Below are 24258 nucleotides of genomic sequence, written 5' to 3'. Positions count from 1 at the left end.
TAACAAACTAAAAAAATGGCCCCTGCTGACATCAGCAGGGGCTTATTTTTTAGATCCAGCAGACCAGAACACTTAAGCAATACGCTGCTCGGTCTCCGCATCAAATAGAATCGCCCGCCCCATATCGACGCGCAGTGCTAAGCGCTCCCCAGCCACCACCGCGCATTTAGGCCCAACGCGGGCGGTCACTTCCTGCTCGCCCAACGGTAGGCGCAGCAGAATATCCGCCCCGGTAGGCTCCACCACCGCCACACTGGCGCTTAGCAGCGTGCCTTCGGCTTGGGAGGTTAACCGCTCATCCTCTTCGCTGAAGTGTTCCGGGCGTAGGCCAAGAATAACCGGTTGGTTAAGCCGCTCGGCCATGTCGGGTGCGATACGCGCTTCCGGCCAGGGCAGCACCAGCTCCTCCTCCCCTGGGGTGGCAATGCACAGTTGATAACCACCGTTGTTATCTTCCAGAGTGGCGCGAATAAAGTTCATCGAGGGTGAACCCATAAAGCCGGCCACAAACATATCCACCGGGTTGTTGTAGACCTCATCCGGTGTGCCCAGCTGCAGTATATGGCCGTCGCGCATCACCGCGATGCAGTCCGCCAGGGTCATGGCCTCGACCTGGTCGTGGGTAACGTAAACAATCGTGGTACCCAGGCGCTGGTGGAGCTTTTTGATCTCGGTGCGCATATCCACGCGCAGCTTGGCATCCAGGTTGGAGAGCGGCTCGTCAAACAGATACACCTTGGGCTCCCGGGCCAATGCCCTACCCATGGCCACCCGCTGCCGCTGCCCCCCGGAGAGCTGGGCAGGCTTACGATCCAGCAGATGGGTAATCTGCAGCAGATCCGCCACCCGCTCCACCGCGGCTTCCCGATCTGGCTTGGGTACCTTGCGCATCTCCAGCCCGAAGCTGATGTTCTGACGTACGGTCATGCTGGGGTAAAGCGCGTAGGACTGGAACACCATGGCGATGTCGCGATCCGCGGGGGTGCGCCAGGTTACGTCTTCACCATCGATATAGATGTTGCCGGAAGTCACCGGCTCTAGCCCGGCGATGGCATTCATCAGTGTGGACTTGCCGCAACCCGAAGGGCCAACCAGAATCAGGAACTCGCCGGAATCGATCGAAATACTGACGTCTTTGAGCACCCGCTCGCTGCCGAACTCTTTACGTACATTGTGGATTTCTAACGCTGCCATAATGAAAATCCTATAGTAAAGCGACTGACAAACCCAATTCATTTAGTTTGGTTAGAAGCAGCCCGTAGCGGGGGTCTTTCGCCATGGATGGCGAAAGTAGCGCCCAGGGATGGGTTTACAGCGCCCCCGCGGAGGGCTGCTTCTGACCTTCTAGAAATGGTTGCCACTCACCTAGTTGTTATTAGCCTTTCACGGAACCCGCAGTCAGCCCGCGCACGAAGTATTTTCCCGCTAGCACGTACACCACCAGGGTGGGCAGCGCGGCAATCATTGCCGCTGCCATGTCGACGTTGTATTCGCGCACGCCGGTAGAGGTATTGACCAGATTGTTAAGCGCCACGGTCACCGGCTGGGTGTTGTGGGCCGAAAACGCCACCCCAAACAGGAAGTCGTTCCAGATCTGGGTGAACTGCCAGATCACCGACACCACGATGATCGGCGCGGAAACCGGCAGCAGAATGCGCCAGAAGATGCGGAAAAAGCCCGCGCCATCCAACTTCGCCGCCGATACCAGCTCGTTGGGAATACCCACGTAGAAGTTACGGAAAAACAGCGTGGTGAAGGCGATGCCAAATACCACGTGAACCAGGATCAACCCAGCGCGGGAGCTGGAAATCCCCAGCCAGCCGAGGGTTTGCGCCATGGGCAGTAAAACCACTTGGAAGGGAATAAAACAGCCGAACAGCATCAACGCGAAGACTAATTCAGAGCCTTTAAAACGCCATTTGGTCAGCGCGTAGCCGTTCAGCGCTCCAATCGTTGTAGAGATCAGCACCGCCGGAATCACAATCGCAAAGGAGTTCCAGAAGTAGCCACCGACGCCGTCGCAGCGCATACCCGTGCAGGCTTCGCCCCAGGCTTTCGTCCACGGTGCCAGGGTAGGGTTTTGCGGCAGCGACAGCAGCGACCCGGCGCTGATTTCGCTCAGCGGTTTCACCGAGGTCATCAGCATCACCACCAGCGGCAGGATATAGAACAGCGCGGCAAGTATCAGCACGCCATACAGCAGGCCACGGCCCAGCCGCGCAGCGGGCGTCTGTCGACGAATCACATTAGCCATGCTTGCGGCTCCTTAGTTCGGAGTAGAGGTATGGAATCAAAATCGCCAGCACGCCGCCCAGCATCAGCATCGCGCTGGCAGAGCCCAAACCAATCTGCGCCCGGGTAAAAGCGTGAGCGTACATAAAGGTGGCAGGTAGATCGGTGGCATAGCCCGGCCCACCGCCGGTGAGCGCGACGACCAGGTCAAAGCTCTTAATCGCAATATGGGCCAAAATCATCACCGCGCTGAACACCACCGGGCGTAGACACGGCATCACCACGCGCAGATAAATCCGCGGCAGGCTGGCGCCATCCAACTGGGCCGCCTTGATAATGCTGTCGTCGATACCGCGTAGTCCGGCCAAAAACAGCGCCATAACGAACCCCGACGCCTGCCAGACGGCAGCAATCACCAGGGTGTAAATGGCCATATCCGGATCCACAATCCAATCAAAACGAAACGACTCAAAGCCCCAGCCTTGTACCATGGCCTGAATACCCAACTGTGGGTTAAGCAGCCACTTCCACACCACCCCGGTAACGATAAACGACAGCGCCATGGGGTAGAGGTAGATCGTACGCAGCGCGCCCTCCTGGCGAATTTTCTGATCGAGCAATATCGCTAGCAGCGCGCCAATCACCAGGCAGACCGCTACAAACAAAACGCCAAAAATCATCAGGTTGGTGGAGGCGACCCACCAGCGCTCATTGGCCATTAAGCGCGCGTACTGACCAAAGCCGACAAAGTCATAGCTGGGCAGCATGCGTGAGCTGGTGAGCGACAGCACGAACGTCCAGAGCATAAAGCCGTAAACAAAGAACAGTGATATCGCCACGGATGGCGCTAACACCAAACGAGGCAACCACGCCTGCAAACCGCCGGAGGGCGTTGACCGCTTAGCGCCAGGCGCTAAGCGTATCGCAGAGCTATTTTTCATGGGGAGGGAATCTCTTATTGGAGAAGTGTCCTTGCCAAGCAGAATAGACGCCGCCGTTGCGACGGCGCCTAGAGAACGTAAGGCCTAGAAGACCTTAGAAAGAGGCCGCTTGGGCAGTGCTCACCATGCGTTCGGCTGCTTCTTCGGCGGGCATATCGGCGTCGTTGAAGTAGTTAGTCACCACGTCAAAAATAGCGCCCTGAATATCCGCACGCACGGCCATACCGTGGGCCATACTGGGTACTAAGCCCCCCTCTTCGGCGGTGCGCTGGAAATCGGCCAGGGACTGCTGAGCGCAGCTATCGAATTCGCTCATATCCAGATCAGGACGCGCCGGAATCGAACCTTTGGCAAGGTTAAACGCTTCCTGGAAGGTCGGCTCAAGCACTAGGCGGGCTAGTGCCTGCTGGGCCTCGCGCTCCTCGTCGTCGGTGACCCGGAACATAGCCAGGCTATCGATATTGAAGGTGAATGCATCTTCGGTGCCCGGCGCTGCCGCACATAGGTAGTCTTCTCCGGCGGTTAGCCCAGCTGCAGTAAATTCACCTTTGGCCCAGTCGCCCATTAGCTGAAACCCTGCCACGCCCTCGATCACCATCGCTGTCGCAATGTTCCAGTCGCGGCCGGACATACCTTCATCCATTAGCTCACGGGTGCGCTTGAAATCTTCAAGGGCCGCGATCATCTGTTCGCCACCCAGCGCTTCTGGATCTAAATCCACCAGGGCCTGCTGATAAAACTCGCTGCCCTGGCCGCCCAACAGTACGCTCTCAAATACCGTCGCGTCCTGCCAGGACTGACCGCCATGTGCCAGCGGCACGAAGCCCGCTTCGCGGATAGCCTCGCCTGCTTCGAAAAGCTCATCCAGCGTGGTGGGCATTTCCACCCCTGCTGCCTCCAGCACTTCCGGGTTAGCCCACAGCCAGTTTACCCGGTGCACGTTAACGGGCACCGCTACGTACTCACCATCGTAGCGCATTACATCGGCGACCACTTCAGGCAGTAGCTCGTCCCAGCCTTCGGCGTCAGCCACCTCACTCAATTCGCCGAGCAAACCCAGCTCGCCCCACTCCTGAATTTCAGGGCCTTTGATTTGGGCTGCAGAAGGTGGGTTGCCCGACATGGCGCGAGACTTGAGTACCGTCATAGCGGTTTCACCGCCGCCCCCGGCCACGGCGAAGTCCTGCCAGCCATAGCCTTCGGCTTCCATTAACTCTTTGAGCACGTTGGCAGCGCGAGCTTCGCCGCCGGAAGTCCACCAGTGCAGCACTTCAACTTCACTGGCCTGAGCGGTAGTGGCGAGCGTGGCACCTGCCAGAGCAAGCGCGAGGGTTGTCTTCTTAAACGTCGACATGGAGTCACTCCTTATATTGTTATTGTCCTCTCGGACGTGCGACCTCCAAAAGGTTACGCCAAGGCGAGCGACAACGGGAGTTACCGAGTACTGCATAGTGTTGGGGTTTTATTACAAACCTGTAATAGTTTCCTGCCGGGGTAGCGTTAGGGTGACTACCAGCCCACCATCGGCATGGTTGGCGAGCGTAATATCACCGCCATGGGCACGCGCAATATGCCGCGCGATGCCCAGCCCCAGGCCACTGCCGCCGGTATGTCGGCTGCGTGAGGGCTCCAGGCGAACAAACGGCGAAAACACCCGACCTAGCTGCTCTTCAGGAATGCCGGGGCCATGATCACGAATACGCAGGATAACCTTGTTACCCTGATCAATTAGCGCTACATCGGCCTGCTTGCCATAGAACACCGCATTCTCAAGCAAGTTGGCTAGGCAGCGCTTAAGGGCTATTGGCTTGGCGATCAGTGGTGCCACTGGATAGCTGTATTTCTCAATAGTCAACTGCCCTCCCTGCAGGCTAAGTTCTCCCGCCAGCTCTTCGAGTAGTGACGCCAGCGAGACGGGAGCTGGCTCCTCGTGCAGATCCAAGCCTTTTACTGATGCCAAGGCGCCCTTTACCAGGCTATCCAACTCATCCAGCGAGGCACAAAAGCGCTCCCGCTGGTAGTCATCATCGAGCATTTCAGCGCGCAGCCGCATACGGGTTAACGGCGTTTTCAAGTCATGGGAAATTGCCGAAAACAGCCGCTCACGCTCCTCAATCTGCTCGCGGATACGCCGTTGCATTCGATTAAACGCCGCCGCGGTGGCGGCAACTTCCTTGGGGCCGCTCTCTTTTAGCGGCGGCATATCCAAGTCATCGCCGAGCTGATTCGCCGCCCGTGAAAGCCGCGCCAGCGGTCGGGTGACGCTGGAAATGCCCAAAAACGAGAGCGCCAGCACACTTAGTAGCACCAGCAGCCCGACCAGCAAGCGCTCTTCAGAGAGCCAGCGATAGCCGCTGAAGATATCCGGCACGCCCAGCAGCGTGGCCACGTAGAGCCAGGTATCCGGAGCAAGCTCTAACTGAACCACTAAAATCGGCGGCGAGAGCGGCTCCATCAGCAGACTGTGCTGCCCCCAGCGGGGCGGCAAGTCGTAAAGCAGCACTTCGTTATTGAGAACACGCAGGTTTTCGGGGCGGGAGAACTCGACAATCACATCATCGATATTGAGCTGCTGGGTGAGCACCGAGCGCACATTATTGACCACTACCTGTTTTTCTGGCCCTGAGCCAATATCGTCGATAGTGAGTCTGCGTTCGTTGACGCTAACAAAAAAACGCGTGCCGCCCATATTGCGCAGTTGATCCAGCACGATGTGGCGGTAGTCCACGGGCAATGAGCGGAAAAACTTCATGGTGGAGGCGATGCTAAACGCCATATTGGTGGACAGCTCATCCAACTGGGCCAAATGGCTGGAGCGCACCTGGGATGTCCAGATGGCGTAGCTGGCCCCCTGGGCCACCAGCACCCCGGCGATCATAATAATCACAAAGCGCCCGCGTAGTGATGCTGGCAGCCAGCGAGATAAGCGGCGCCGGGTATTTGCCCACCACTTATTTTCCCACCACTTCCAGCTCACGTTAATGCGTCTACCTGGGCGGTTAATACGTAGCCCGCCCCGCGCACCGTTCGAATCAGCTGCGAGTGCTGAGCATCTTCACCCAGCCGCTGGCGCAGGCGACAAACGTGGACATCAATGGAGCGGTCAAGCGGCGGCGCATCACGCCCGCGGGTTAGCGCATAGAGATCGTCCCGGGTGAGCACCTTAGCGGGGTGCGCTAAAAACACCTGCAGTAACTGAAAGTCAGCCCCCGAAAGTGCGGCGCGTTCGCCCTGCAGGTCAATCAGCTCGCGGGTCATGCGGTCGAGCTGCCAATTACCAAAACTGACCCAACGCGCCTGCCCGGCGGGCAGTTCAGGCGGCGTACTGCAGGTACGCCGCAGCACCGCTTTAATACGCGCCAGCAACTCGCGGGGATTAAACGGCTTGCCTAGATAATCATCAGCGCCCAGCTCAAGGCCAAGAATACGGTCGGTCTCATCGGCGCTAGCGGTCAGCATAATAATCGGCACATCGCTGTGCTTGCGGACGTCGCGGCAGATGGTAAAGCCGTCGTCACCGGGCAGCATTAGATCGACAATCAACAGGTCTGGCATATGTTCAGCGCGCAGAACATGCAGCGCTTCGGCTCCCTTCGCGGTAAATACCCGGTAGCCGTGCCGCCCCAGGTAGTCCGCGAGCAGTTCACAAATTTCCGGATCATCATCGACCACAATCAAGGTAGCAGGGGGTGTCGTCATCGCAGCGGTTATCGCCCTACGTTGTTGTCGTTTTATTGGGCCTTGATGATGGTCGAGGGGCCAGGTAGTAGCAATAGTGCTACTACCAAGGTTGCATTAGTTTAGTGTTGTTCAGCATTTAAAGCCCAAACCGCTGTTTCAGCCACTGAGCAACGGCAGCTTCACCGTGGTGGCCGATGCGTTCAGCGCCGGTGATACGGTCAAACAGCGCCGGATGGGCGTTGGCCATTACCTGGGCCTCCCCCGCTAAATCGAGCATTTCGGTATCGTTAAGGTTGTCACCAAATGCTAAACAATCTGCGGGCGTTAAGCCCAACCGTTCCAGCAGTGATGACAGCGCCACGCCTTTGTTGACACCGCCCGCCATAATTTCCAGTGAATCAATCGTAGAGTAGGTGATGTGCAGCGCGTCGCCGTGGGCGTCATGGGCCTCTCCTTCCAGCTGTTTCAGCGCCTTTGGGTCGCCCAGATAAAGCACTTTGCCCACGCCGTCAGTGTCCATCTGATCAGGCGGCACGACTTGATAGCCAAAGCCGGTAGTGGCGTGGAGTGATAATAGGTGTGGGGCCTCTGCATCAATATGCCAGCCGCTCTCGCGATAGAGATTCAACCGTACCTGGGGCGGACGCGGTAGACCGATCAGCGTCTTGGCATGCGCGGGCGCGAGGTGATTAGCCGCCAGCAAGGCATCTTCAGGATCATGAACATAGGCACCGTTGGTGCTGATAAGGTGCGCGGGAATATTTAACTGATCACGAAACACCTTCATATCGTGGTAGTGGCGACCCGAGGCGAGCGCGACATGATGCCCCTGCTCCACCAATGCTCTTAGCACCTCGACGGTGCTTTCGTGTAGGGAGTGGTCGCTTCCTAATAGGGTGCCATCCAGGTCAGAAACAATCAGGCGAGGTGTCATAACGCGCTCCATAAGTATGTAACTTTAGCTTAACCGATTCATCCCTGACGCTCCTAGACAGATCAAGATTAAACAACCAGACCGAATGGAAATGGCCGCCCATACTCCTCTGGGGCGGCCTGATCGCTTAATTAGGGCAATGATAGCCCCAAGGCCACCGAGTTTGCCCGTTCACCGATTAGCACATGGATTACCCCACGCTCCAAACGCTGCACGCCGGAAGCGCCCAGGCTAGTCAGGGCAGCCTCGTCTAGCGCAGCGGCATCGGCCAGCTCCAAGCGCAGACGAGTGGAGGCAACAGCCGTCGCGCTGCGCACATTCCTTTCGCCCCCCAAAGCCTGCTGCCAAGCCAGTCTATCCTGAGAGTCAATAGGCGCTACATCGGTTGCTGAAGTTGCTTCGGCACTAGAATTTCCTTGGACGGCCTGCCGCTCAGGTGCCTCAGCACTAAGTGTATTGCGGATCTCATCAGCGACGCCATCTGCAATCGGCCCTACGATGACCTGAACACCACCACCTTGCAGACGCAGCAGCCCACGCGAGCCCAGTGCCTTAAGAGCAGCTTCATCGATAGCGTCGGGATTCTCTAACACCAAACGCAGCCGAGTGGTACACGCACCAACGCTTTGTAGGTTGGTTGCCCCGCCCAGGGCCGCAACAAAGGCTGGGCCACGCTCACTAGGAGCGTTTTCCGTCCCAACGGGCGCGATTATCTCAGAGTCACGGCCCGGCGTAGGTAGGTCGAAACGTACAATCGCCCAGCGGAAAATCGTGTAGTAAATAACGAAATAGGCCAATCCTACCGGCAGCATCAGCCAACCATTGGTAGAAAGCCCGTACGAGAGCGCGTAGTCGAAGGCCCCTGCAGAGAAAGTAAAGCCCAGCTTAACGTCCAGCCAGTGAAGCAAGGCTACTGAGATACCGGTTAATAAAGCATGCAAGCCATAAAGAAGCGGCGCCAGGAACATAAAGGTGAATTCGATAGGCTCGGTAACACCGGTAAGGAAGGCGGTCAACGCCAGCGACAGCAGCAGACCGCCCACCTGGGCACGCCGGCCCTTCGGTGCAGCATGGTACATGGCCAGCGCTGCAGCTGGCAGACCAAACATCATCACTGGGAAAAAGCCTGCCATAAAGCGGCCTGCGGTAGGATCACCCGCGAAGAAGCGATTAAGATCCCCGCTTACTACCGCCCCAGATGCCGTCTCAAAGCTGCCAAAAACAAACCATACTAAGCTGTTGAGCACATGGTGCAGGCCGGTGACGATTAATAGCCGGTTGAGCATCCCATAGACGAATAGCCCTAGCTCACCGGCATCGATCAGCCACTGGCCTAATAAGTCAATGCCATGCTGAATGGGCGGCCAGGTGATCCCAAAGGCGACACCGAGAACCACAGCGGTAAGGCCTGTGACAATAGGCACAAAGCGCCGTCCGCCGAAAAAAGCCAAGTAGTCGGGCAATTGAATAGTGTGAAAACGGTTATAAAGCAAACCCGCTATGCTGCCGATGATGATGCCCGCCAGCACGCCCATATCAATCTCTGGATTGAGCGAAGTCAGCACCGCATCAAGCACCAGGTAGCCAATCACACCGGCCAGGCCGGCAGCGCCGTTACTGTCATTAGCGAAGCCTACCGCCAAGCCGATGGCAAAAATCAGCGCCAAATTGGCGAATATTGCTTCGCCCGCGCTGGCGATAAAAGCAATATCCAGCAGATCAGGCTGGCCCAAACGTAACAGCAGACCAGCGATGGGTAGCACCGCAATGGGCAGCATCAGGGAACGGCCCAGTTGCTGTAGCCCACCCATCAGGCGGGCCCCAAGGGTCATAATAGCCATATCAGCACCTCAATAAGGGAGTTGTTGTCGACGTTGTTATTGGCTGATTTTTATCATTCCGGGCCACCAGCTCAGCGAGGCGCCGACGCACGGCGGCGGCATCAGGGAGGGCCAGCAGGTCGGGGAGTTCAGCCGCCAGGTCGGCTGCGTCCAGGCGACGCAAAGCTGTCTTCACTGCCGGTATGCGTGCAGGCTCTACAGAGAGTTCATCAACGCCCAGAGCTACCAACAGAGGAGCGGCTAGGGCATCACTGGCGGCACTCCCACATACGCCTATCGGGCAACGCCCTGCTGCTCCAGCAACAGTAGCCTCAATCAGACGCAGTACTGCCGGGTGAAGCACATCGGCACGGGCGGCCAGAAACGGATCTTCTCGATCCATGGCCAGCGTGTACTGGGTCAGGTCGTTAGTCCCGATAGATAGAAAATCTGCCTCGGCAGCGAGGCTGGCAGCGCATAGTGCAGCGCTGGGTACTTCGATCATGGCGCCAAGACGTGGCCGTTCGTTTAGGCCCAGCTCCTTGATTAGCGACTCCAGACGCCGACGCACCTCGCACAGCTCGCCAACCTCGCTCACCATGGGTAGCATGATTTGCAGCGTTGAGAGCGGCGTAACGGTGAGCAAAGCCCTCAGTTGGGTCTCCAGCAGCTCAGGCTGGCTCTGCCATAAACGAATGCCGCGCACTCCTAGGGCGGGATTGGGTACGTTGGGCAAGCGCAGATAGGGAAGCTGCTTGTCGGCGCCAATATCCAGCGTGCGGATAATGATCGGCCTACCGCCAAGGGCATCAACAACCGCCTGGTACTCTGCACGCTGTGTCGCCTCATCGGGAGCGCTATCGCGCCCCAGAAATAGAAACTCACTGCGCAGCAGGCCCACGCCATCGGCACCGTTCGATGCCGCTAGGCGCGCCTCTTCGGCACCGCCAATATTGGCGCACACCTCAACCTTACGCCCGTCCAGCGTGACGACTGGCTCATGCGCTTTAGCCCGCGCCTGCTCGGCTTCATACCGGCGATCCTCAATCCGCTCCGCCACCTCAGCCAGTTGGGTAGAACTTGGTTTCAACGCCAGATAACCGGTCTCAGCATCCAGAATGACGCTTTCATCTGAAGTATCGCTAGCTGATTCCAATAGCGCTTGTCCCATGGCGACTAGACAGGGAATGCCCCGCGCCCGAGCCAGTATTGCCACATGAGAAGTGGTGCCACCTCCTGCGAGACACAGCCCTGCTGGGCGCTGGTCGGCAACAGCCACCAGCTCAGAAGGGGTCAAGTCCTCGGCCATCAAAATGGCGCCTTCGGGCAGCTCAGGAGCTGCCGCATGATGGTCGTCACTCAGCGCCGCCATCACCCGTCGCTGCAAGTCGCGCAGGTCAGCGACCCGGGCAGCCAGCAAGTCGTTACCCGTAGCGGCAAGCCGCTCTGCTTCAGCGTCTAATGCCTCCCGCCAGGCTTGACCGGCGCTGCGGCCATCACCCATATACGCCTCTGCCGCTGCCACGAGGGCCGGATCCTCCAGCCAGGCGCTATGGGCAGCAAAGATCTCCGCCTCAGCGCCTTGATCTTGGCTCGCCGCCTGCGCTTCGGCTTTCGTTAAGTCTGTAGCGACACGGTGTAATGCATGTTTAAGGCGCGGAGCTTCTACGCTCTCCCCTTCGCCCTCGTAAGGCACTCCAGGCAGTGGCGGACAATAGATAACCAGCGGTCCAATCGCTAGCCCCTGGCTGGCCACTAGACCAGCCAACTCTCCTACTCCCAGGGCATTGGTCTGTGCCGACTTGAATTCGGCTGCGATTTGCTCGTCTGCTTCGGGGGTTGTCAACAGCGTCTCAGCGGCGTCCAGAGCTGACTCGCCTCGGGCGCCTCGTGCACTCAGACGTAAAGCACTACCCGCCACCAAGCCCAGGTTCATCAACGCACTTAAGCTTTCAGCGCTAGCGCCAGAACGTTCAGTTGCCCCCTCATGGTGTACTTCCAAACTGACACCATACTCCCGGGCGATGGCTCTTAGCCGCGCCGCAGGGCGGGCGTGTAGCCCTGCAGCAAGGGCTAGCGTCAAACGACGCTCAACCAATGGACCTTGTGTCGGTGCCTCGACCGGCTTCGCTGTGCTGAGAGCGAGCACCAGCAGTTCCTCACCAAGCGCGATCCGCGCACCTTTGCTATGGTGTGACGGCAGCAGATGCCAGCCCTCGGCCTCCGTGACCACAAGGGGCGTAATCAGCGCAGAGGCCGCTTGTGCCAACCTATCGGCATCAAAGCGACACAGCGGCTCACCTACGCGCACCCTGTCACCCACCGACACCAGTAGCTCGATGTCTTGGCCCTCTAGCTCGACGGTGTCCAGCCCCAGATGAAGCAATAACTCTACCCCGGCGTCTGTTCTCAGGGTCAGGGCATGGCGAGTGCGGGCACACTGCACTATCTCGCCATCGCAGGGGGCATGCAGACACTCGCCGAGAGGGTCAATGGCGATACCTTCGCCCAGCGACAGACCGGCGAAGACAGGGTCGGGCACCTCGCTTAGGGGAACCACAACCCCCTCCACAGGTGACTGCAAGATTAAGGTTTGACTTGGATCGGACATGGGAAAACTCCCGCGTTGTCTTTATTATGAAATTATTGGTTTATTTGTCTTTATAGAGTGCAGGTGACCTTATTTAGGTGCTGAGGGCGATCCGGGTCACTGCCTCTGGCCGCCGCTAAGCCGGCCACCATGATGTAGAAGCTTTGGATGACAGATAGCGGCTGCAGGGCCTCGTGGCCTGCCTCCACCACCGTTAATTGGCGCTCAGAGACGTCCTCATCGGCGGCTAGCAGAACGCGAGCACCAACGCTTTCAAGCCACTTGGCTAACGCCAGCAACCCAGCCTGCTCTGGCCCTGGAGGCGCAAATATCAGCACTGGATAGTCGGGGCCAATCAGTGCCATGGGGCCGTGGTGCACTTCGGCGCCGCTAAAGGATTCGGCCTGAATAGCGCAGGTCTCCTTGAACTTGAGCGCCGCTTCCTGGGCCACCGCCAAGCCTGAACCGCGACCAATGACCATCAGTCGATCAGCCCCCTGCAAGGCCTCAATGGCCGGGGTCCAGTCTTGATCCAAAGCGCGTTCTAAACGTCCTGGCAGTTCCTCCAAGGCACCCAGCAAGCGGCGATCTTCATTCCAGTGGCCAATCAATTGGGCCATGGCGGAGAGCGTGGTCAGATAACTTTTAGTGGCCGCCACACTTTTTTCTTCGCCTGCATAGAGCGGAACCTCATTGTCGCTAGCCGCGCCCAGAGGTGACTGTGGCGTATTAATCAGCGCTAGTGTTTGAGCGCCAGCGGCCGCCAGTGCTTGCTGAGTGGCGATCAGGTCAGGACTCTGCCCCGACTGAGAGACCGCTAGGGCCAATTGGCCGCGAACGCGCCAAGGCGCCTTGCTCAATGTGGTCAGGGAGGGCGGCAACGAGGCCACCGGAATTCCCCGTTGCTGCATGCAAAGATAGGCAAAGTAGCTGGCAGCATGATCGGAACTGCCCCGGGCCACCGTCACTACAGCTGAAGGCGGTGTCTGGCGTAGTTGCTCGCCCAACGCGGCCAGGATGGGGGCGTTACGCTGCAACTGGCCACGAATACGCTCCGGCGCATTGCGGGCTTCCAAGAGCATCTGGGACATCAGGCATCTCCTTGAATGGCGCGGCCTTCGACGAAGACCGCTTGGAGTTGAAGCTGAGGATCAAGAACAACCAGATCAGCTGAGGCGCCTTCCTGAAGACGACCAATATCGCTAATACCCAGGAAATCCGCCGGGTAGCGAGAGAGGCGATCAGAGGCCTCGGCAAGAGAGAGCCCTAGGGAGACCAGATTGCGCAGCGCCTGGTCCATCGTTAGCGTACTACCTGCCAGAGTGCCGTCGGCTAACCGCACGCCGCCTAGGCACTTAGTGACGGTGTGCTCCCCCAGCCGATAGTCGCCGTCAGGCATACCCGCGGCAGCCGTCGAGTCGGTGACCGCATAGAGATAGGGGATGCAACGTAAGGCAGTGCGGATGGCACCAGGGTGGACATGTAACAGGTCGGGGATCAATTCGGCGTACTGGGCATGAGCCAACGCCGCGCCCACCATGCCAGGTTTGCGGTGATGCAGGCCAGTCATGGCATTGAACAAATGAGCGAAACCACTAGCACCGTGGGCCAGAGCCTCGACGCCTTCCTCGTAGCTGCCCAATGTGTGACCCAACTGCACCCGTACACCGCGCTCGCTAAGGTGGTGAATCAACGCCAAGTGGCCAGATAACTCTGGGGCCAGAGTGATCAAGCGAATTGGTGCCAGCGCGCAGAGTTCGTCCAACTCCTCTGTTATTCCAATTCTTGCATAGGCTGGCTGGGCACCCAGCTTACCTGGGTTAATGTAGGGCCCCTCCAAATGCACGCCCAACACCTTGGCAGCTTGGGGTTCTGGTGCTTCCATATAAGCAGCGACTTCGCGCAGTGTCCGCCGGATATGGGCATCTGGCGCCGTCATGGTAGTCGCTAGCAGCCGCGTGGTGCCAAAGCGCACATGGGTGCGAGCCAAGATAGCTAGCGCTTCGCCTCCCTCCATGACATCTGCACCGCCACCACCATGCACATGTAAATCGATAAAGCCGGGCAGTACGCGAGGATGTTCATTGGTGTCGGGATCTACCGGATCGCCGCTAATACGACTGATACGCCCCTCCTCCCAGTGAATTCCTCCCAATCGCCAGCCCCTGGGGGTATAAATATTACCGAATTGCATAACGTCTCCTAGCGAGTCAGCTCGACCATAAAGTCGTAGTAATCGGTGCGGCAGTAAGTCACCGTGAGCTCTGCTGGCGTGCCATTGGCCAGGTAACCTAGTCGAGTAATCTTAAGCAGCGCCTGCCCCTCGGCTACCTCAGCGAGTGCCGCTAGCTCTGCGTCCGCATTGATGGCTGTGACGTGCTGCAGCGCTCGAGTCACTGATTTACCGCTGGACTCCAGTACCGCATAGAGAGACGTTTCTACTGACTGAGGATCGGGCAGCACCGAGACAGGTAGACAGCTATCTTCTACCGCCATCACCACATCATCGGCCAAGCGTAAGCGCTTCAGGCGCGAAACCTGGGCATCAGCACCCAGGCCAAGACGCATGCTCTCTTCCGCATTGGGATTTGCAAGCCTGCGCTCTAACCATTGAGAACTTGGCTTAAAACCACGCTGAGTAAGCAGCTCTGTGAAACTCACCAACCGGGTTAACGACTGATTGAGACGCGGCGTAATGAACGTTCCGGAACCGCGACTACGACGAATAAGCCCCAGCTCTGCCAGACAGTCCAAAGCCTTACGCGCGGTAATACGCGAGACATTGAGGGTATCGGCCAAGTTACGCTCTGAAGGCAACGCCTCCCCGCTCTCCCAAGTGCCAGTCTCAATGGCATGCTCCAACTGGCGGGCCAACTGTTGGTAAAGAGGGGTCGCGCCCTTAGGGTCAAGGCGCAGCTGGGTAAAGCGTGAATCCATGGATCTCTCCTGAAGACAAACAAGACCAATTAGATACCAATATAGTCAATAATTAATACCATTCAAGCACCAATAATCCACGAACATGTTTGGTAGGGACACTTTCTTCATTTAATAAGGAGATGACACGACTGGCAGAGGGGATGTAGGTTATTGATAAATTGAGATCAAAGAGAACTTCCCATGGCGACAATTGGCGCAGCCCGCGGTAATCCGTATAGTGGCATCCTATCCTTCGCCAACTGATTGACCTCATGCTGCAAAACAATTCCGTGCTTGCGTCGCTCAAGCAACAGATTCGTCAAACCACCCCCCGTGCTGAAGGGGTGATCAAAGCTACCGACAAAGGTTTCGGTTTTCTCGAAACCGACGACGGTGAATCCTATTTCGTGCCGCCGCCCGCTATGAAGCAAGTGATTCATGGTGATCGCGTGGAAGGCGTGATTCACGAGAACGGTGACAAAAAATCCATTGAGCCGGAAAAGCTGATTGAAGCAGGGCTGGATCGGTTTGTCTCCCGGGTGCAGAAGCGCGAAGGCCGTCTGGCCGTGGTGCCTGACCACCCATCGATTAAAAATGTTATTAAGGCGCGGATTAAGAACAGCCTTGATGAAGACAGCATTGCTGACGGCGATTGGGTCGTTGCCCGCCTGGTGCGCCATCCGCTAAAAGCCGATGACCGCGCGTTCTTTGCCCAGATTGATGAGCTGGTCGCCAAGAGCGATGATCCAGCGGTGCCGTGGCGCGTCACGCTTGCCCGTCATGCGCTGGAGCAAGAGTGCCCCGATGCGGGCACCGACTGGCCGCTGATGGATGAAGGCCTGACGCGCGAAGATTTAACCGCAACGCCCTTCTTCACCATCGATGGTGAGAAGACCCGCGATATGGACGATGCGCTGCACGTCGCGACCCGTTCTGAAGGCGGCTGGCGGTTAAGCGTAGCGATTGCCGATCCCACGGCTTACGTGGCAGAGGGCCATGCGGCGGATTTAGAAGCCCGTACCCGCGCCTTTACCGTTTACCTGCCGGGCCAGAACGTCACCATGCTGCCGGAGCAGTTAGCGGATGATCTCTGCTCGCTGTGGGAAGGCAAAGAGCGCCCCGCGCTGGCCTGTACGCTGGATATCAATGCCGACGGCAGCCTGGGCGATTACCGCTTTTTTGCTGCCAACGTTAAATCCCACGCCAAACTCGCCTATGACAGCGTCTCCGACTGGATCGAGGGTCAAGGCGACTGGGCACCCGCGGATGAGATCGCCGAGCAGCTCACCGCTCTGCGCGATTTGACCGAGGCGCGTACCGCCTGGCGTAACGAACACGCGCTGGTGTTTAAAGACCGCCCCGACTACGTGTTTGACCTTGATCCCGCCGGTAACGTATTGGCGGTGCGCACCGAAGAGCGTCGCATTGCCAACCGCATGATCGAAGAGTCGATGATTGTGGCCAACGCCTGCTGCGCGGATTTCCTGGCCCAGCATATCGGCCACGGTATCTTTAACGTGCACCGCGCCTTTGAGCCGGAGAAAGCCGAAGCTGCTCAAGAGTTTCTGGCAGGTCAGGAGATCGTGGTCGAGCGCGAAGCATTGACCGAACTTGCCCGCTACACAGAGCTGAAGCGTGCGCTGGAAAGCCGCGATGACGCCTGGCTGGATGCGCGCCTACGCCGTTTCCAGGGCTTCACCAGTATGTCGGCCCAACCCGGCCCGCATTTTGGTTTAGGCTTGGCTGCCTATGCCACCTGGACGTCGCCGATTCGTAAGTATGGCGATATGGTCAATCACCGCTTGATCAAGCGCGTGTTGAAAGGCGAGCAGGCACCAGCCGAAGCCACCCAGCAGCTTACCGAGCAGTTGACCGAGCGTCGCCGCTTGAACCGTATGGCCGAGCGCGATGTGAAAGACTGGCTCTACGTGCGTTACTTAACGCCCTCCGCGCAGAACCAGGACACCTTTGAGGCCGAAATCATGGCCATCAACCGTGGCGGTATGCGCGTTCGACTGCTGGAAAATGGCGCGACGGCGTTTGTACCCGCGCCTTTGATGCACAGTGATCGCAGTAAAGTGGTCATTGACGATAAAGAGGGCCGTATTCAGATCGAAGGCGAAGAGCGTTATAAGCTGGGCGATCCGCTACGCGTAGTGCTGACGGAAGCGCGCGAAGAGACCCGCTCGCTGGTGGCTAAGCCAGTCACCTAAACTGCACTCGTTGGCTTGCAATCAACAACGGCGCCTTAAGGCGCCGTTGTTGTTTCTATCACTTGGGATTGTTAACCAACCTTCGTTAACGTACGCGCAATTTGCAAAAGCTCTTCATCCTGCCAGCGGTCGGCGATTATCTGCCCCCCTACTGACTACCTCCGCCCCCGCCTGCTCAAAGCGTGCCTGTGCAGTGGCTAACGCCTACTCAACATCCGGCGTCAACGGCTCATCTATCGGCAGGCTGCGAACGCCAACGCGAACTCCCTTAAGGGTATCCAGCGTATCAATAGTGGGGGCTTGGGTGAGAGCGGAGAACGTCGCACAAATATCCTCGATATAGCGGGTAAACCAACCCAAAGTATCCAGTGACGCTGAAAAGGGTTTAACGCCATCGCAACTGAGCGTGCCGAAGGTGGGCTTAAAGCCAAACACGCCACAATAGCTGGCGGACCGGATTATGCTGCCCGCCGTTTGGGTGCCAAATGCCAGTGGCACCATACCGGCCGCGACAGCCGCCGCCGAGCCGCTTGATGAACCGCCCGGCGTGCGAGTAGGGTCGTGAGGGTTACGTGTTTTGCCCGGTGCAAAGTAGGCAAATTCGGTGGATACCGTTTTGCCCATTATCAGCCCCCTTGCTGCTCTAAAAGCGTCACCAAGGCGGCGTTTAACTGTGACCCAGGCAAGCTTTGCGCTTTTAATTCTGCTCGCAGTTATCTAATAGTCTGCCGGTACTGAAAGAAAAAGCGCAGAACTTCGTCCGTGGCAGCTAGGTCTTTCAACGCAACTGTAATGTTAAGACCCATCACACCGTCATTAATGCAGGTGTCAATATAAAAGCAGCAGCGCCAACGCATCCTTCCCAGTGTCGTCGAACTGACTTATTTCTCCTTTATGGTGAAACGATGACACTTTGTAGGGTTGGAGGTTAGCTTGCACATTGCCGATGTGACGATGTTTCATGCCCCCGCCAGCGGCGGTGTGCGCACTTATTTACAGGCCAAGCATCGCGTTTTTTCGCGCATTCCACAGCTGCGTACCAGCCTACTGGTGCCGGGATCGGAGCGCGATAGTTTGGGCGACCATCACACCTTACCGGCTCTACACCTCCCCCTGGGCCAGGGCTACCGGTTTCCGCTACGTCGTTCGCCCTGGCGCGATACCTTAGTTGATCTAAAGCCTGATCTTATTGAGGCCGGCGACCCGTATGTAACGGCATGGGCAGCGCTGGCCGCGGGTCAGCGCCTTGGCGTTCCGGTGGTGGGTTTTTACCACTCGGACCTCCCACGTTTGATGGGAGACCGCTTTGGGCGCTACGTTGAGAAGCGCTTAACCCGCTATGTCACAGACCTTTATCGCCAGTTTGATAGCGTACTGGCACCCTGTAACGCCATGGCTAATCGGCTAAAGGAATGGGGCGTCGATAACGTTCGCGTTCAACCGCTGGGCGTCGATTTGACGCAATTTCATCCCCAGCAGCGAGACCCTGCTTTTCGCCAAACCATGGGCATACCCAACGACAAAAAGCTGCTGATCTTTGTGGGGCGTAACTCCCGCGAGAAAAATATCGATGTGCTGCTGGCGACGATGCGTCAGCTGGGCAGCCATTACCATTTGCTGCTAATGGGCCCCGGTATGCCGCACCAGGTACCCAGCAATGTCACCATTGTCGATCGCTGTTGTGGCGTTCACGAGGTGGCCAAAGCCCTCGCCAGTAGCGATGCGCTGCTGCACGCAGGCACCCGTGAAACCTTCGGTTTAATTGCCCAGGAAGCCATGGCCAGTGGCCTTCCGGTAATAGCAGCAAATGCAGGCGCGCTGGCAGAAAACGTGCCGCTGGGCGCGGGCATTTTATGCAAACCGCTTGACCCTGTTGCTATGGCAGAGGCGTGTATGGCGCTGTTCAGTAATGATATTGCTGCCAGCGGTCACTATGCCCGCCGCCATGTGGAGCGCCATTTCAACTGGGATGGCGTTATGCATTCACTGCTTGAGCACTATCAGCACCTTTGCCACGACAGCCAACCGTATGCACTCAACCAACACCACTAATCGTCGCCAGCTACTCAAGTGGCGACCCATCCACGGCGTAATGATTGCCTTGGCGCTGATTGCACCGCTGGTACTCACCGCCTGGCTGGGTGGCACTGAGGCACTGCAGCACGTCAAACACTTCCCGCCTGGGTTGCTGTCATTAATGCTGGTGATGGCATTTGTATGCTGGAACCTGAATGCGGCGAGGCTACGTTTGATGCTGGGTGGTCGGGCAGGCAGGCTCGGCCAGGGCGGGGCACTGGGCATTGAACTAGCGTCTAAGTTCGCGCTTTGCGCCACCCCAGGCGGTAGCGGTGGCCCAATCACCCTACTGATGCTGCTTGCCCAGCGCGGTTTTCCGCCCGCCAAAGGCGCGGCGATGTTTCTGATAGACCAAGGCTGTGACCTACTGTTCTTCCTGGCGATGCTGAGCGGCCTGGTGCTGTTTTCGCTGCTCAGCGACACCCAATGGCCACATCAATCGTTGGTGCAATGGGCGCTGGTCGGTTTAGCCTTTATGGCAACACTGGTGATTGTGGTAATGCGCTATTTGCCCACCCTACTGCGCTCGCCCGGCATGAATACGCCATGGCCAAGCCGCTATCGGCGACGCTGGCTGGCACGGCGTCTTTTACGCTGTCGGCATGCGTTAAAGGTGACGCTTGAGCTACCACGCTCCACGCTATTCGCGATGCTACTGCTGACCACGGCGCACTGGTTGATGCGCTATAGCTTGCTCTATTTGGCGGTACTGGGAGTGGGCGGGCACGCTGATTGGATGTGGACGTTTTTAACTCAAATGCTGGCCATGGCGGCCAGTCAGTTTAGCTTTCTGCCCGGCGGCGCGGGTGCTGCAGAGGTGGGTGTGGGAACTCTCTTGCTGCCGCTGATGGAACGCGAGCAGGCCGCAGCAGCGGTACTGGTGTGGCGGTTGGTGAGCTATCATCTGTATCTAGCGGCAGGCGCGCCTCTGTTTATTTTATATAGCTACCGAATGCTGCGCCGTTCACCGACCCCATAGCAACATTTAATGAGCAGGAATGAATAAGGGCGCCCCGAGGGGCGCCCTTATAGCGTGCAGCTAAACGTCCGTGACTTACCAGCCAGTGACTGCTTTCAGCGCATCGCCGATTTCAGCCAAAGAACGCACGGTTTTAACACCGGCGTCTTCAAGGGCCGCAAACTTCTCGTCAGCAGTACCTTTACCGCCAGAGATGATGGCACCAGCGTGGCCCATACGCTTGCCAGGAGGGGCAGTCACACCGGCAATGTAGGAAACCACGGGCTTGGAAACGTTGGCTTTGATGTAAGCCGCGGCTTCTTCTTCCGCCGTACCACCGATTTCACCGATCATGACGATGGCTTCGGTTTTCGGGTCTTTCTCGAACATCTCAAGGATGTCGATGAAGTTAGAGCCCGGAATCGGATCACCGCCGATGCCGACACAGGTAGACTGACCAAAGCCGTGATCAGTGGTCTGCTTAACGGCTTCGTAGGTCAAGGTACCCGAACGAGATACGATACCGACGCGGCCCGGCTGGTGAATGTGACCCGGCATGATGCCGATTTTGCATTCACCCGGGGTGATAACACCTGGGCAGTTCGGGCCAATCAGGCGTACACCCAGCTCGTCGCACTTCACTTTGGCTTCGAGCATATCTAGCGTGGCGATGCCTTCAGTGATGCACACAATCAGCTTGATACCAGCATTAGCTGCTTCAAGGATTGAGTCTTTACAGAACGGTGCCGGTACGTAGATAACGCTGGCTTCCGCGCCGGTTTTCTCGACCGCTTCTTTCACGGTGTTGAAAACGGGCAGACCGAGGTGCTCTTGGCCGCCTTTACCCGGCGTAACACCGCCGACCATTTGCGTACCGTAGGCAATCGCCTGCTCGGAGTGGAACGTGCCCTGGCCACCGGTAAAGCCCTGGCAGATGACCTTGGTGTTCTTATCGATCAGGATGCTCATTACTTGCCCTCCGCCGCTTTAACGACCTGCTGAGCCGCGTCGGTCAGACTGGTAGCCGCGATGATGTTCAAACCGCTAGACGCTAATTTTTCAGTGCCTAGCTCGGCGTTGTTACCTTCCAGACGTACGACAACGGGTACGTTGACACCCACTTGCTCAACGGCACCGATAATGCCTTCAGCAATCATGTCGCAACGTACGATGCCGCCGAAGATGTTAACCAGTACGGCTTTAACATTGTCGTCAGAGAGGATGATTTTGAACGCTTCTGCCACGCGCTCCTTGGTGGCGCCGCCGCCAACATCCAAGAAGTTAGCGGGCTTGCCGCCGCTCAGGTTGACGATGTCCATGGTACCCATGGCCAAACCTGCGCCGTTAACCATGCAGCCGATGTTGCCATCAAGCGCGACATAGTTAAGTTCCCACTTCGCCGCATCAGCTTCGCGCTGGTCTTCTTGAGACGGGTCGCGCATGGCTTGCAGGTCGGGGTGACGGTACAACGCGTTGCTGTCTAGACCCAATTTGGCGTCGAGGCAGTGCAGATTGCCTTCATCGGTTACAACCAGCGGGTTAATTTCTAACAGCGCCAGATCTTTGTCGTGAAACAGCTGAGACAAACCTAGGAAGATCTTGGTGAACTGCTTGATCTGGTCGCCTTTCAGGCCCAGAGCAAATGCCAGTTCACGCGCTTGGTAAGGCTGTGCGCCAACCAGCGGATCGATTTCAGCTTTGAGAATTTTTTCAGGTGTTTCTTCGGCAACTTTCTCAATCTCTACACCGCCTTCGGTGGAGGCCATAAAGACCACGCGACGGCTAGTGCGATCAACCACCGCGCCGAGATATAGCTCGTCTGCGATGTCGGTGCAGGTTTCTACCAGAATCTTGGCAACCGGTTGACCTTTCTCATCAGTCTGGAAAGTCACCAGGTTCTTGCCCAGCCACTGCTCAGCAAAGGCTTTGGCTTCAGCCGGGTCTTTAATCAGCTTAACGCCACCCGCTTTACCACGACCACCAGCGTGCACCTGGGCTTTAACCACCCACATGTCACCGCCGATTTTTTTACAAGCCTCTTCGGCTTCTTCGGGCGTGTCGACTGCAAAGCCTTTTGACACTGGTAGACCATAGTCGGCAAACAGCTGTTTACCTTGATACTCGTGAAGATTCATCGATTCATGCCATTGGTTGCATGTGACTCGAACGGTGATCAGTTTTCTTTTAAGGACCGTCTTACAAGAACGGTCTTAAAAGAGCTGGCCACCCCCGTTCTCTCGATCTTTGTGGATTAAGACAAAGCCGAAAGTTTGCGCCACCTTTAAAAGGTGGCGCTTCGTTGTTGCTGACTGAATTACTTACGCTTCTTACGATTAGCCATATGAATCGCATGGCCTTCTACCGCAAGCGCTGCTTCATGAACAGCTTCCGACATGGTCGGGTGCGCGTAGCAGGTCAATGCCAAGTCTTCGGCACTAGAGCCGAATTCCATGGCAATCACGCCCTGGGCGATCATCTCGCCAGCGTGTTGACCCACAATGTGCATACCGAGGATACGGTCAGTTTCCGCATCGGCGATGATTTTGGCACTGCCTTCGGTGGCGTTATTAGCCATCGCGCGACCGCTGGCTGCAAACGGGAAGGTGCCGGTTTTGACTTCGATGCCTTTCGCCTTAGCGTCTTGCTCGGTCATACCAACCCACGCCACTTCCGGGAAGGTGTAGATAACGCTGGGGATAGTATCGTAGTTCATCTCGGCTTTATGGCCAGCGATGATGTCGGCCACCATAATGCCTTCTTCAGAGGCTTTATGCGCCAGCATCGGGCCGCGTACACAGTCACCGATGGCATAAACGCCTGGCACGTTAGTACGGCACTGGTCGTCGACAAAAATAAAACCACGCTCATCCAGCTCAACGCTAACCCCATCGGCAATGACGCCTTTGGTGTAGGGGCGACGGCCAACACAAACGATGAGCTTATCAAAGATCATCTCTTGGTCGCCGTTGGCATCGCTATACTTGACGACGACTTCTTCGCCTTTGACTTCAGAACCGATCACGCGCGCACCAAGCTTGATGTCCAGGCCCTGCTTCTTGAGCAGTTTCTGCGTCTCTTTGGCGACAGTGGTATCCACCATCGGCAGGAAGGAGTCCATCGCTTCAAGCACGGTGACCTCTGAGCCCAGGCGATTCCATACGCTGCCCAACTCAAGACCGATGATACCAGCACCGATTACGCCCAAACGCTTCGGTGTCTCGGTAAATTCCAGCGCACCGGTAGAGTCAACAACCAAACCTTCAACTAGCGGGGTCGGTGGAATTTCAACCGGCACAGAACCCGCGGCGATAACGATGTTATCGGCGTCATAGGTGGTGGCATTGCCGTCGCGGTCGGTGACCTCAACCTGCTTGCCAGACACTACTTTACCGGTACCTTCAAGCGCCGTTACGCCGTTGGCTTTGAACAAGCCAGAGATACCGCCAGTCAAGTTCTTAACGATCTTGTCCTTGCGCGCCATCATCTTGGTAACGTCCATGGAGACGTCACCAGCCTGGATGCCCATCTCATCGAAATCGTGCTTGGCTTCAACGAACTTATGCGACGCTTCAAGCAACGCTTTAGACGGGATACAACCTACGTTCAAGCAGGTACCGCCGTGAACAACGTTGCCTTCTTTACCTATCCATTTTTCGACACAGGCCGTTTTTAGGCCCATCTGTGCAGCGCGAATGGCGGCGACGTAACCACCAGGGCCGGCACCGATAACGATCACATCAAACTTATCAGCCATGTTGGCTCCTTTAGCTTGCTAGCCTCCCCCCGTTACTAACTAAAACTGGGTGAGAGGCTGTGTACGATTGCAGATAAATCCTGGTTAAGCATTAGCGCCGTTAATCGCTATCTCAACAACTATCTCAACAACTATCTCAA

Annotated in this window: 19 protein-coding genes; 3 read left to right on the top strand and 16 right to left on the bottom strand. The window is 57.3% G+C overall.

Annotated features, from left to right (window positions below; all coding sequences use genetic code 11):
* Window positions 1–72: 72 nt before the first annotated feature.
* From QT230_RS00595 to QT230_RS00540, 12 genes are all read right to left on the bottom strand, one after another.
* Window positions 73–1194, bottom strand: a complete 1122-nt coding sequence (locus tag QT230_RS00595; protein WP_308319558.1) for an ABC transporter ATP-binding protein — start codon at window positions 1192–1194, stop codon at window positions 73–75.
* Between the two features lie 181 nt (window positions 1195–1375).
* The gene (locus tag QT230_RS00590; protein ID WP_308319557.1) at window positions 1376–2254 is read right to left on the bottom strand and encodes a carbohydrate ABC transporter permease; all 879 of its coding nucleotides are present in this window, start codon (window positions 2252–2254) and stop codon (window positions 1376–1378) included.
* On the bottom strand, window positions 2247–3173 hold the full coding sequence (locus QT230_RS00585) for a sugar ABC transporter permease (protein WP_308319556.1): 927 nt from the start codon (window positions 3171–3173) through the stop codon (window positions 2247–2249). Before QT230_RS00585 ends, QT230_RS00590 begins: the two co-directional genes overlap by 8 nt.
* Window positions 3174–3267: 94 nt before the next feature.
* Window positions 3268–4527: an ABC transporter substrate-binding protein gene (locus QT230_RS00580; protein ID WP_308319555.1), complete on the bottom strand. Its 1260-nt coding sequence runs from the start codon at window positions 4525–4527 to the stop codon at window positions 3268–3270.
* A gap of 111 nt (window positions 4528–4638) precedes the next feature.
* The gene (locus tag QT230_RS00575; RefSeq protein ID WP_308320102.1) at window positions 4639–6051 is read right to left on the bottom strand and encodes an ATP-binding protein; all 1413 of its coding nucleotides are present in this window, start codon (window positions 6049–6051) and stop codon (window positions 4639–4641) included.
* 95 nt (window positions 6052–6146) lie between these two features.
* Entirely contained in the window at window positions 6147–6872 is a 726-nt protein-coding gene (locus QT230_RS00570; protein ID WP_308319554.1) for a response regulator, read from the bottom strand.
* A gap of 118 nt (window positions 6873–6990) precedes the next feature.
* Window positions 6991–7788 carry an HAD family hydrolase gene (locus QT230_RS00565; RefSeq protein WP_308319553.1) on the bottom strand — a complete coding sequence of 266 codons (798 nt, stop codon included), beginning with the start codon at window positions 7786–7788 and terminating at the stop codon, window positions 6991–6993.
* A gap of 131 nt (window positions 7789–7919) precedes the next feature.
* A complete protein-coding gene (gene nagE / locus QT230_RS00560; RefSeq protein WP_308319552.1) occupies window positions 7920–9629 on the bottom strand; it encodes an N-acetylglucosamine-specific PTS transporter subunit IIBC in 1710 nt (569 codons plus the stop codon).
* A 1-nt stretch (window position 9630) separates the two neighbouring features.
* Window positions 9631–12219: a phosphoenolpyruvate--protein phosphotransferase gene (gene ptsP / locus QT230_RS00555; RefSeq protein ID WP_308319551.1), complete on the bottom strand. Its 2589-nt coding sequence runs from the start codon at window positions 12217–12219 to the stop codon at window positions 9631–9633.
* Window positions 12220–12269: 50 nt separating this feature from the next.
* Entirely contained in the window at window positions 12270–13289 is a 1020-nt protein-coding gene (locus QT230_RS00550; protein WP_308319550.1) for an SIS domain-containing protein, read from the bottom strand.
* Window positions 13289–14392 carry an N-acetylglucosamine-6-phosphate deacetylase gene (gene nagA, locus QT230_RS00545; protein ID WP_308319549.1) on the bottom strand — a complete coding sequence of 368 codons (1104 nt, stop codon included), beginning with the start codon at window positions 14390–14392 and terminating at the stop codon, window positions 13289–13291. The genes QT230_RS00550 and nagA overlap by 1 nt, the downstream gene beginning before the upstream one ends.
* Before the next feature lie 8 nt (window positions 14393–14400).
* Window positions 14401–15135, bottom strand: coding sequence for a GntR family transcriptional regulator (locus QT230_RS00540; RefSeq protein WP_308319548.1), 735 nt, complete (start codon window positions 15133–15135; stop codon window positions 14401–14403).
* Window positions 15136–15389: 254 nt separating this feature from the next.
* On the opposite strand from QT230_RS00540, the gene QT230_RS00535 reads away from it, so the two are divergent.
* Window positions 15390–17330, top strand: a complete 1941-nt coding sequence (locus QT230_RS00535; protein WP_308319547.1) for an exoribonuclease II — start codon at window positions 15390–15392, stop codon at window positions 17328–17330.
* Window positions 17331–17534: 204 nt separating this feature from the next.
* Here the strand turns inward: QT230_RS00535 and QT230_RS00530 are convergent, their stop codons facing one another.
* Window positions 17535–17954, bottom strand: coding sequence for an amidase family protein (locus QT230_RS00530; protein WP_308319546.1), 420 nt, complete (start codon window positions 17952–17954; stop codon window positions 17535–17537).
* Window positions 17955–18263: 309 nt separating this feature from the next.
* Here QT230_RS00530 and QT230_RS00525 point away from each other — a divergent pair, with 309 nt between their 5' ends.
* Window positions 18264–19382 carry a glycosyltransferase family 1 protein gene (locus QT230_RS00525; RefSeq protein WP_308319545.1) on the top strand — a complete coding sequence of 373 codons (1119 nt, stop codon included), beginning with the start codon at window positions 18264–18266 and terminating at the stop codon, window positions 19380–19382.
* Window positions 19360–20385 (top strand): lysylphosphatidylglycerol synthase transmembrane domain-containing protein, encoded by a 1026-nt coding sequence (locus QT230_RS00520; RefSeq protein WP_308319544.1) that lies wholly within the window; start codon window positions 19360–19362, stop codon window positions 20383–20385. Before QT230_RS00525 ends, QT230_RS00520 begins: the two co-directional genes overlap by 23 nt.
* 75 nt (window positions 20386–20460) lie before the next feature.
* Here the strand turns inward: QT230_RS00520 and sucD are convergent, their stop codons facing one another.
* From sucD to lpdA, 3 genes are all read right to left on the bottom strand, one after another.
* Window positions 20461–21333 (bottom strand): succinate--CoA ligase subunit alpha, encoded by an 873-nt coding sequence (gene sucD / locus QT230_RS00515; protein ID WP_308319543.1) that lies wholly within the window; start codon window positions 21331–21333, stop codon window positions 20461–20463.
* Entirely contained in the window at window positions 21333–22499 is a 1167-nt protein-coding gene (sucC, locus tag QT230_RS00510) for an ADP-forming succinate--CoA ligase subunit beta (protein WP_308319542.1), read from the bottom strand. Before sucC ends, sucD begins: the two co-directional genes overlap by 1 nt.
* A gap of 179 nt (window positions 22500–22678) precedes the next feature.
* On the bottom strand, window positions 22679–24118 hold the full coding sequence (gene lpdA, locus QT230_RS00505) for a dihydrolipoyl dehydrogenase (protein ID WP_308319541.1): 1440 nt from the start codon (window positions 24116–24118) through the stop codon (window positions 22679–22681).
* Between the last annotated feature and the right edge of the window lie 140 nt (window positions 24119–24258).

The sequence above is a fragment of the Halomonas sp. SpR8 genome (assembly GCF_031010195.1).
Classification (GTDB): domain Bacteria; phylum Pseudomonadota; class Gammaproteobacteria; order Pseudomonadales; family Halomonadaceae; genus Vreelandella.
The sequence above is the reverse complement of the archived record's forward strand: the minus strand, read 5'-3'. Positions and strand labels throughout refer to the sequence as shown.

Coding starts and splice junctions, on each gene's coding strand:
- QT230_RS00530 (WP_308319546.1), bottom strand. CDS start 17,954: ATGGGCAAAACGGTATCCACCGAATTTGCCTACTTTGCACCGGGCAAA.
- sucC (WP_308319542.1), bottom strand. CDS start 22,499: ATGAATCTTCACGAGTATCAAGGTAAACAGCTGTTTGCCGACTATGGT.
- QT230_RS00585 (WP_308319556.1), bottom strand. CDS start 3,173: ATGAAAAATAGCTCTGCGATACGCTTAGCGCCTGGCGCTAAGCGGTCA.
- QT230_RS00535 (WP_308319547.1), top strand. CDS start 15,390: ATGCTGCAAAACAATTCCGTGCTTGCGTCGCTCAAGCAACAGATTCGT.
- nagA (WP_308319549.1), bottom strand. CDS start 14,392: ATGCAATTCGGTAATATTTATACCCCCAGGGGCTGGCGATTGGGAGGA.
- QT230_RS00540 (WP_308319548.1), bottom strand. CDS start 15,135: ATGGATTCACGCTTTACCCAGCTGCGCCTTGACCCTAAGGGCGCGACC.
- QT230_RS00590 (WP_308319557.1), bottom strand. CDS start 2,254: ATGGCTAATGTGATTCGTCGACAGACGCCCGCTGCGCGGCTGGGCCGT.
- QT230_RS00580 (WP_308319555.1), bottom strand. CDS start 4,527: ATGTCGACGTTTAAGAAGACAACCCTCGCGCTTGCTCTGGCAGGTGCC.
- QT230_RS00570 (WP_308319554.1), bottom strand. CDS start 6,872: ATGACGACACCCCCTGCTACCTTGATTGTGGTCGATGATGATCCGGAA.
- QT230_RS00520 (WP_308319544.1), top strand. CDS start 19,360: ATGCACTCAACCAACACCACTAATCGTCGCCAGCTACTCAAGTGGCGA.
- QT230_RS00550 (WP_308319550.1), bottom strand. CDS start 13,289: ATGTCCCAGATGCTCTTGGAAGCCCGCAATGCGCCGGAGCGTATTCGT.
- QT230_RS00575 (WP_308320102.1), bottom strand. CDS start 6,051: ATGATCGCCGGGGTGCTGGTGGCCCAGGGGGCCAGCTACGCCATCTGG.
- QT230_RS00565 (WP_308319553.1), bottom strand. CDS start 7,788: ATGACACCTCGCCTGATTGTTTCTGACCTGGATGGCACCCTATTAGGA.
- lpdA (WP_308319541.1), bottom strand. CDS start 24,118: ATGGCTGATAAGTTTGATGTGATCGTTATCGGTGCCGGCCCTGGTGGT.
- QT230_RS00595 (WP_308319558.1), bottom strand. CDS start 1,194: ATGGCAGCGTTAGAAATCCACAATGTACGTAAAGAGTTCGGCAGCGAG.
- nagE (WP_308319552.1), bottom strand. CDS start 9,629: ATGGCTATTATGACCCTTGGGGCCCGCCTGATGGGTGGGCTACAGCAA.
- sucD (WP_308319543.1), bottom strand. CDS start 21,333: ATGAGCATCCTGATCGATAAGAACACCAAGGTCATCTGCCAGGGCTTT.
- ptsP (WP_308319551.1), bottom strand. CDS start 12,219: ATGTCCGATCCAAGTCAAACCTTAATCTTGCAGTCACCTGTGGAGGGG.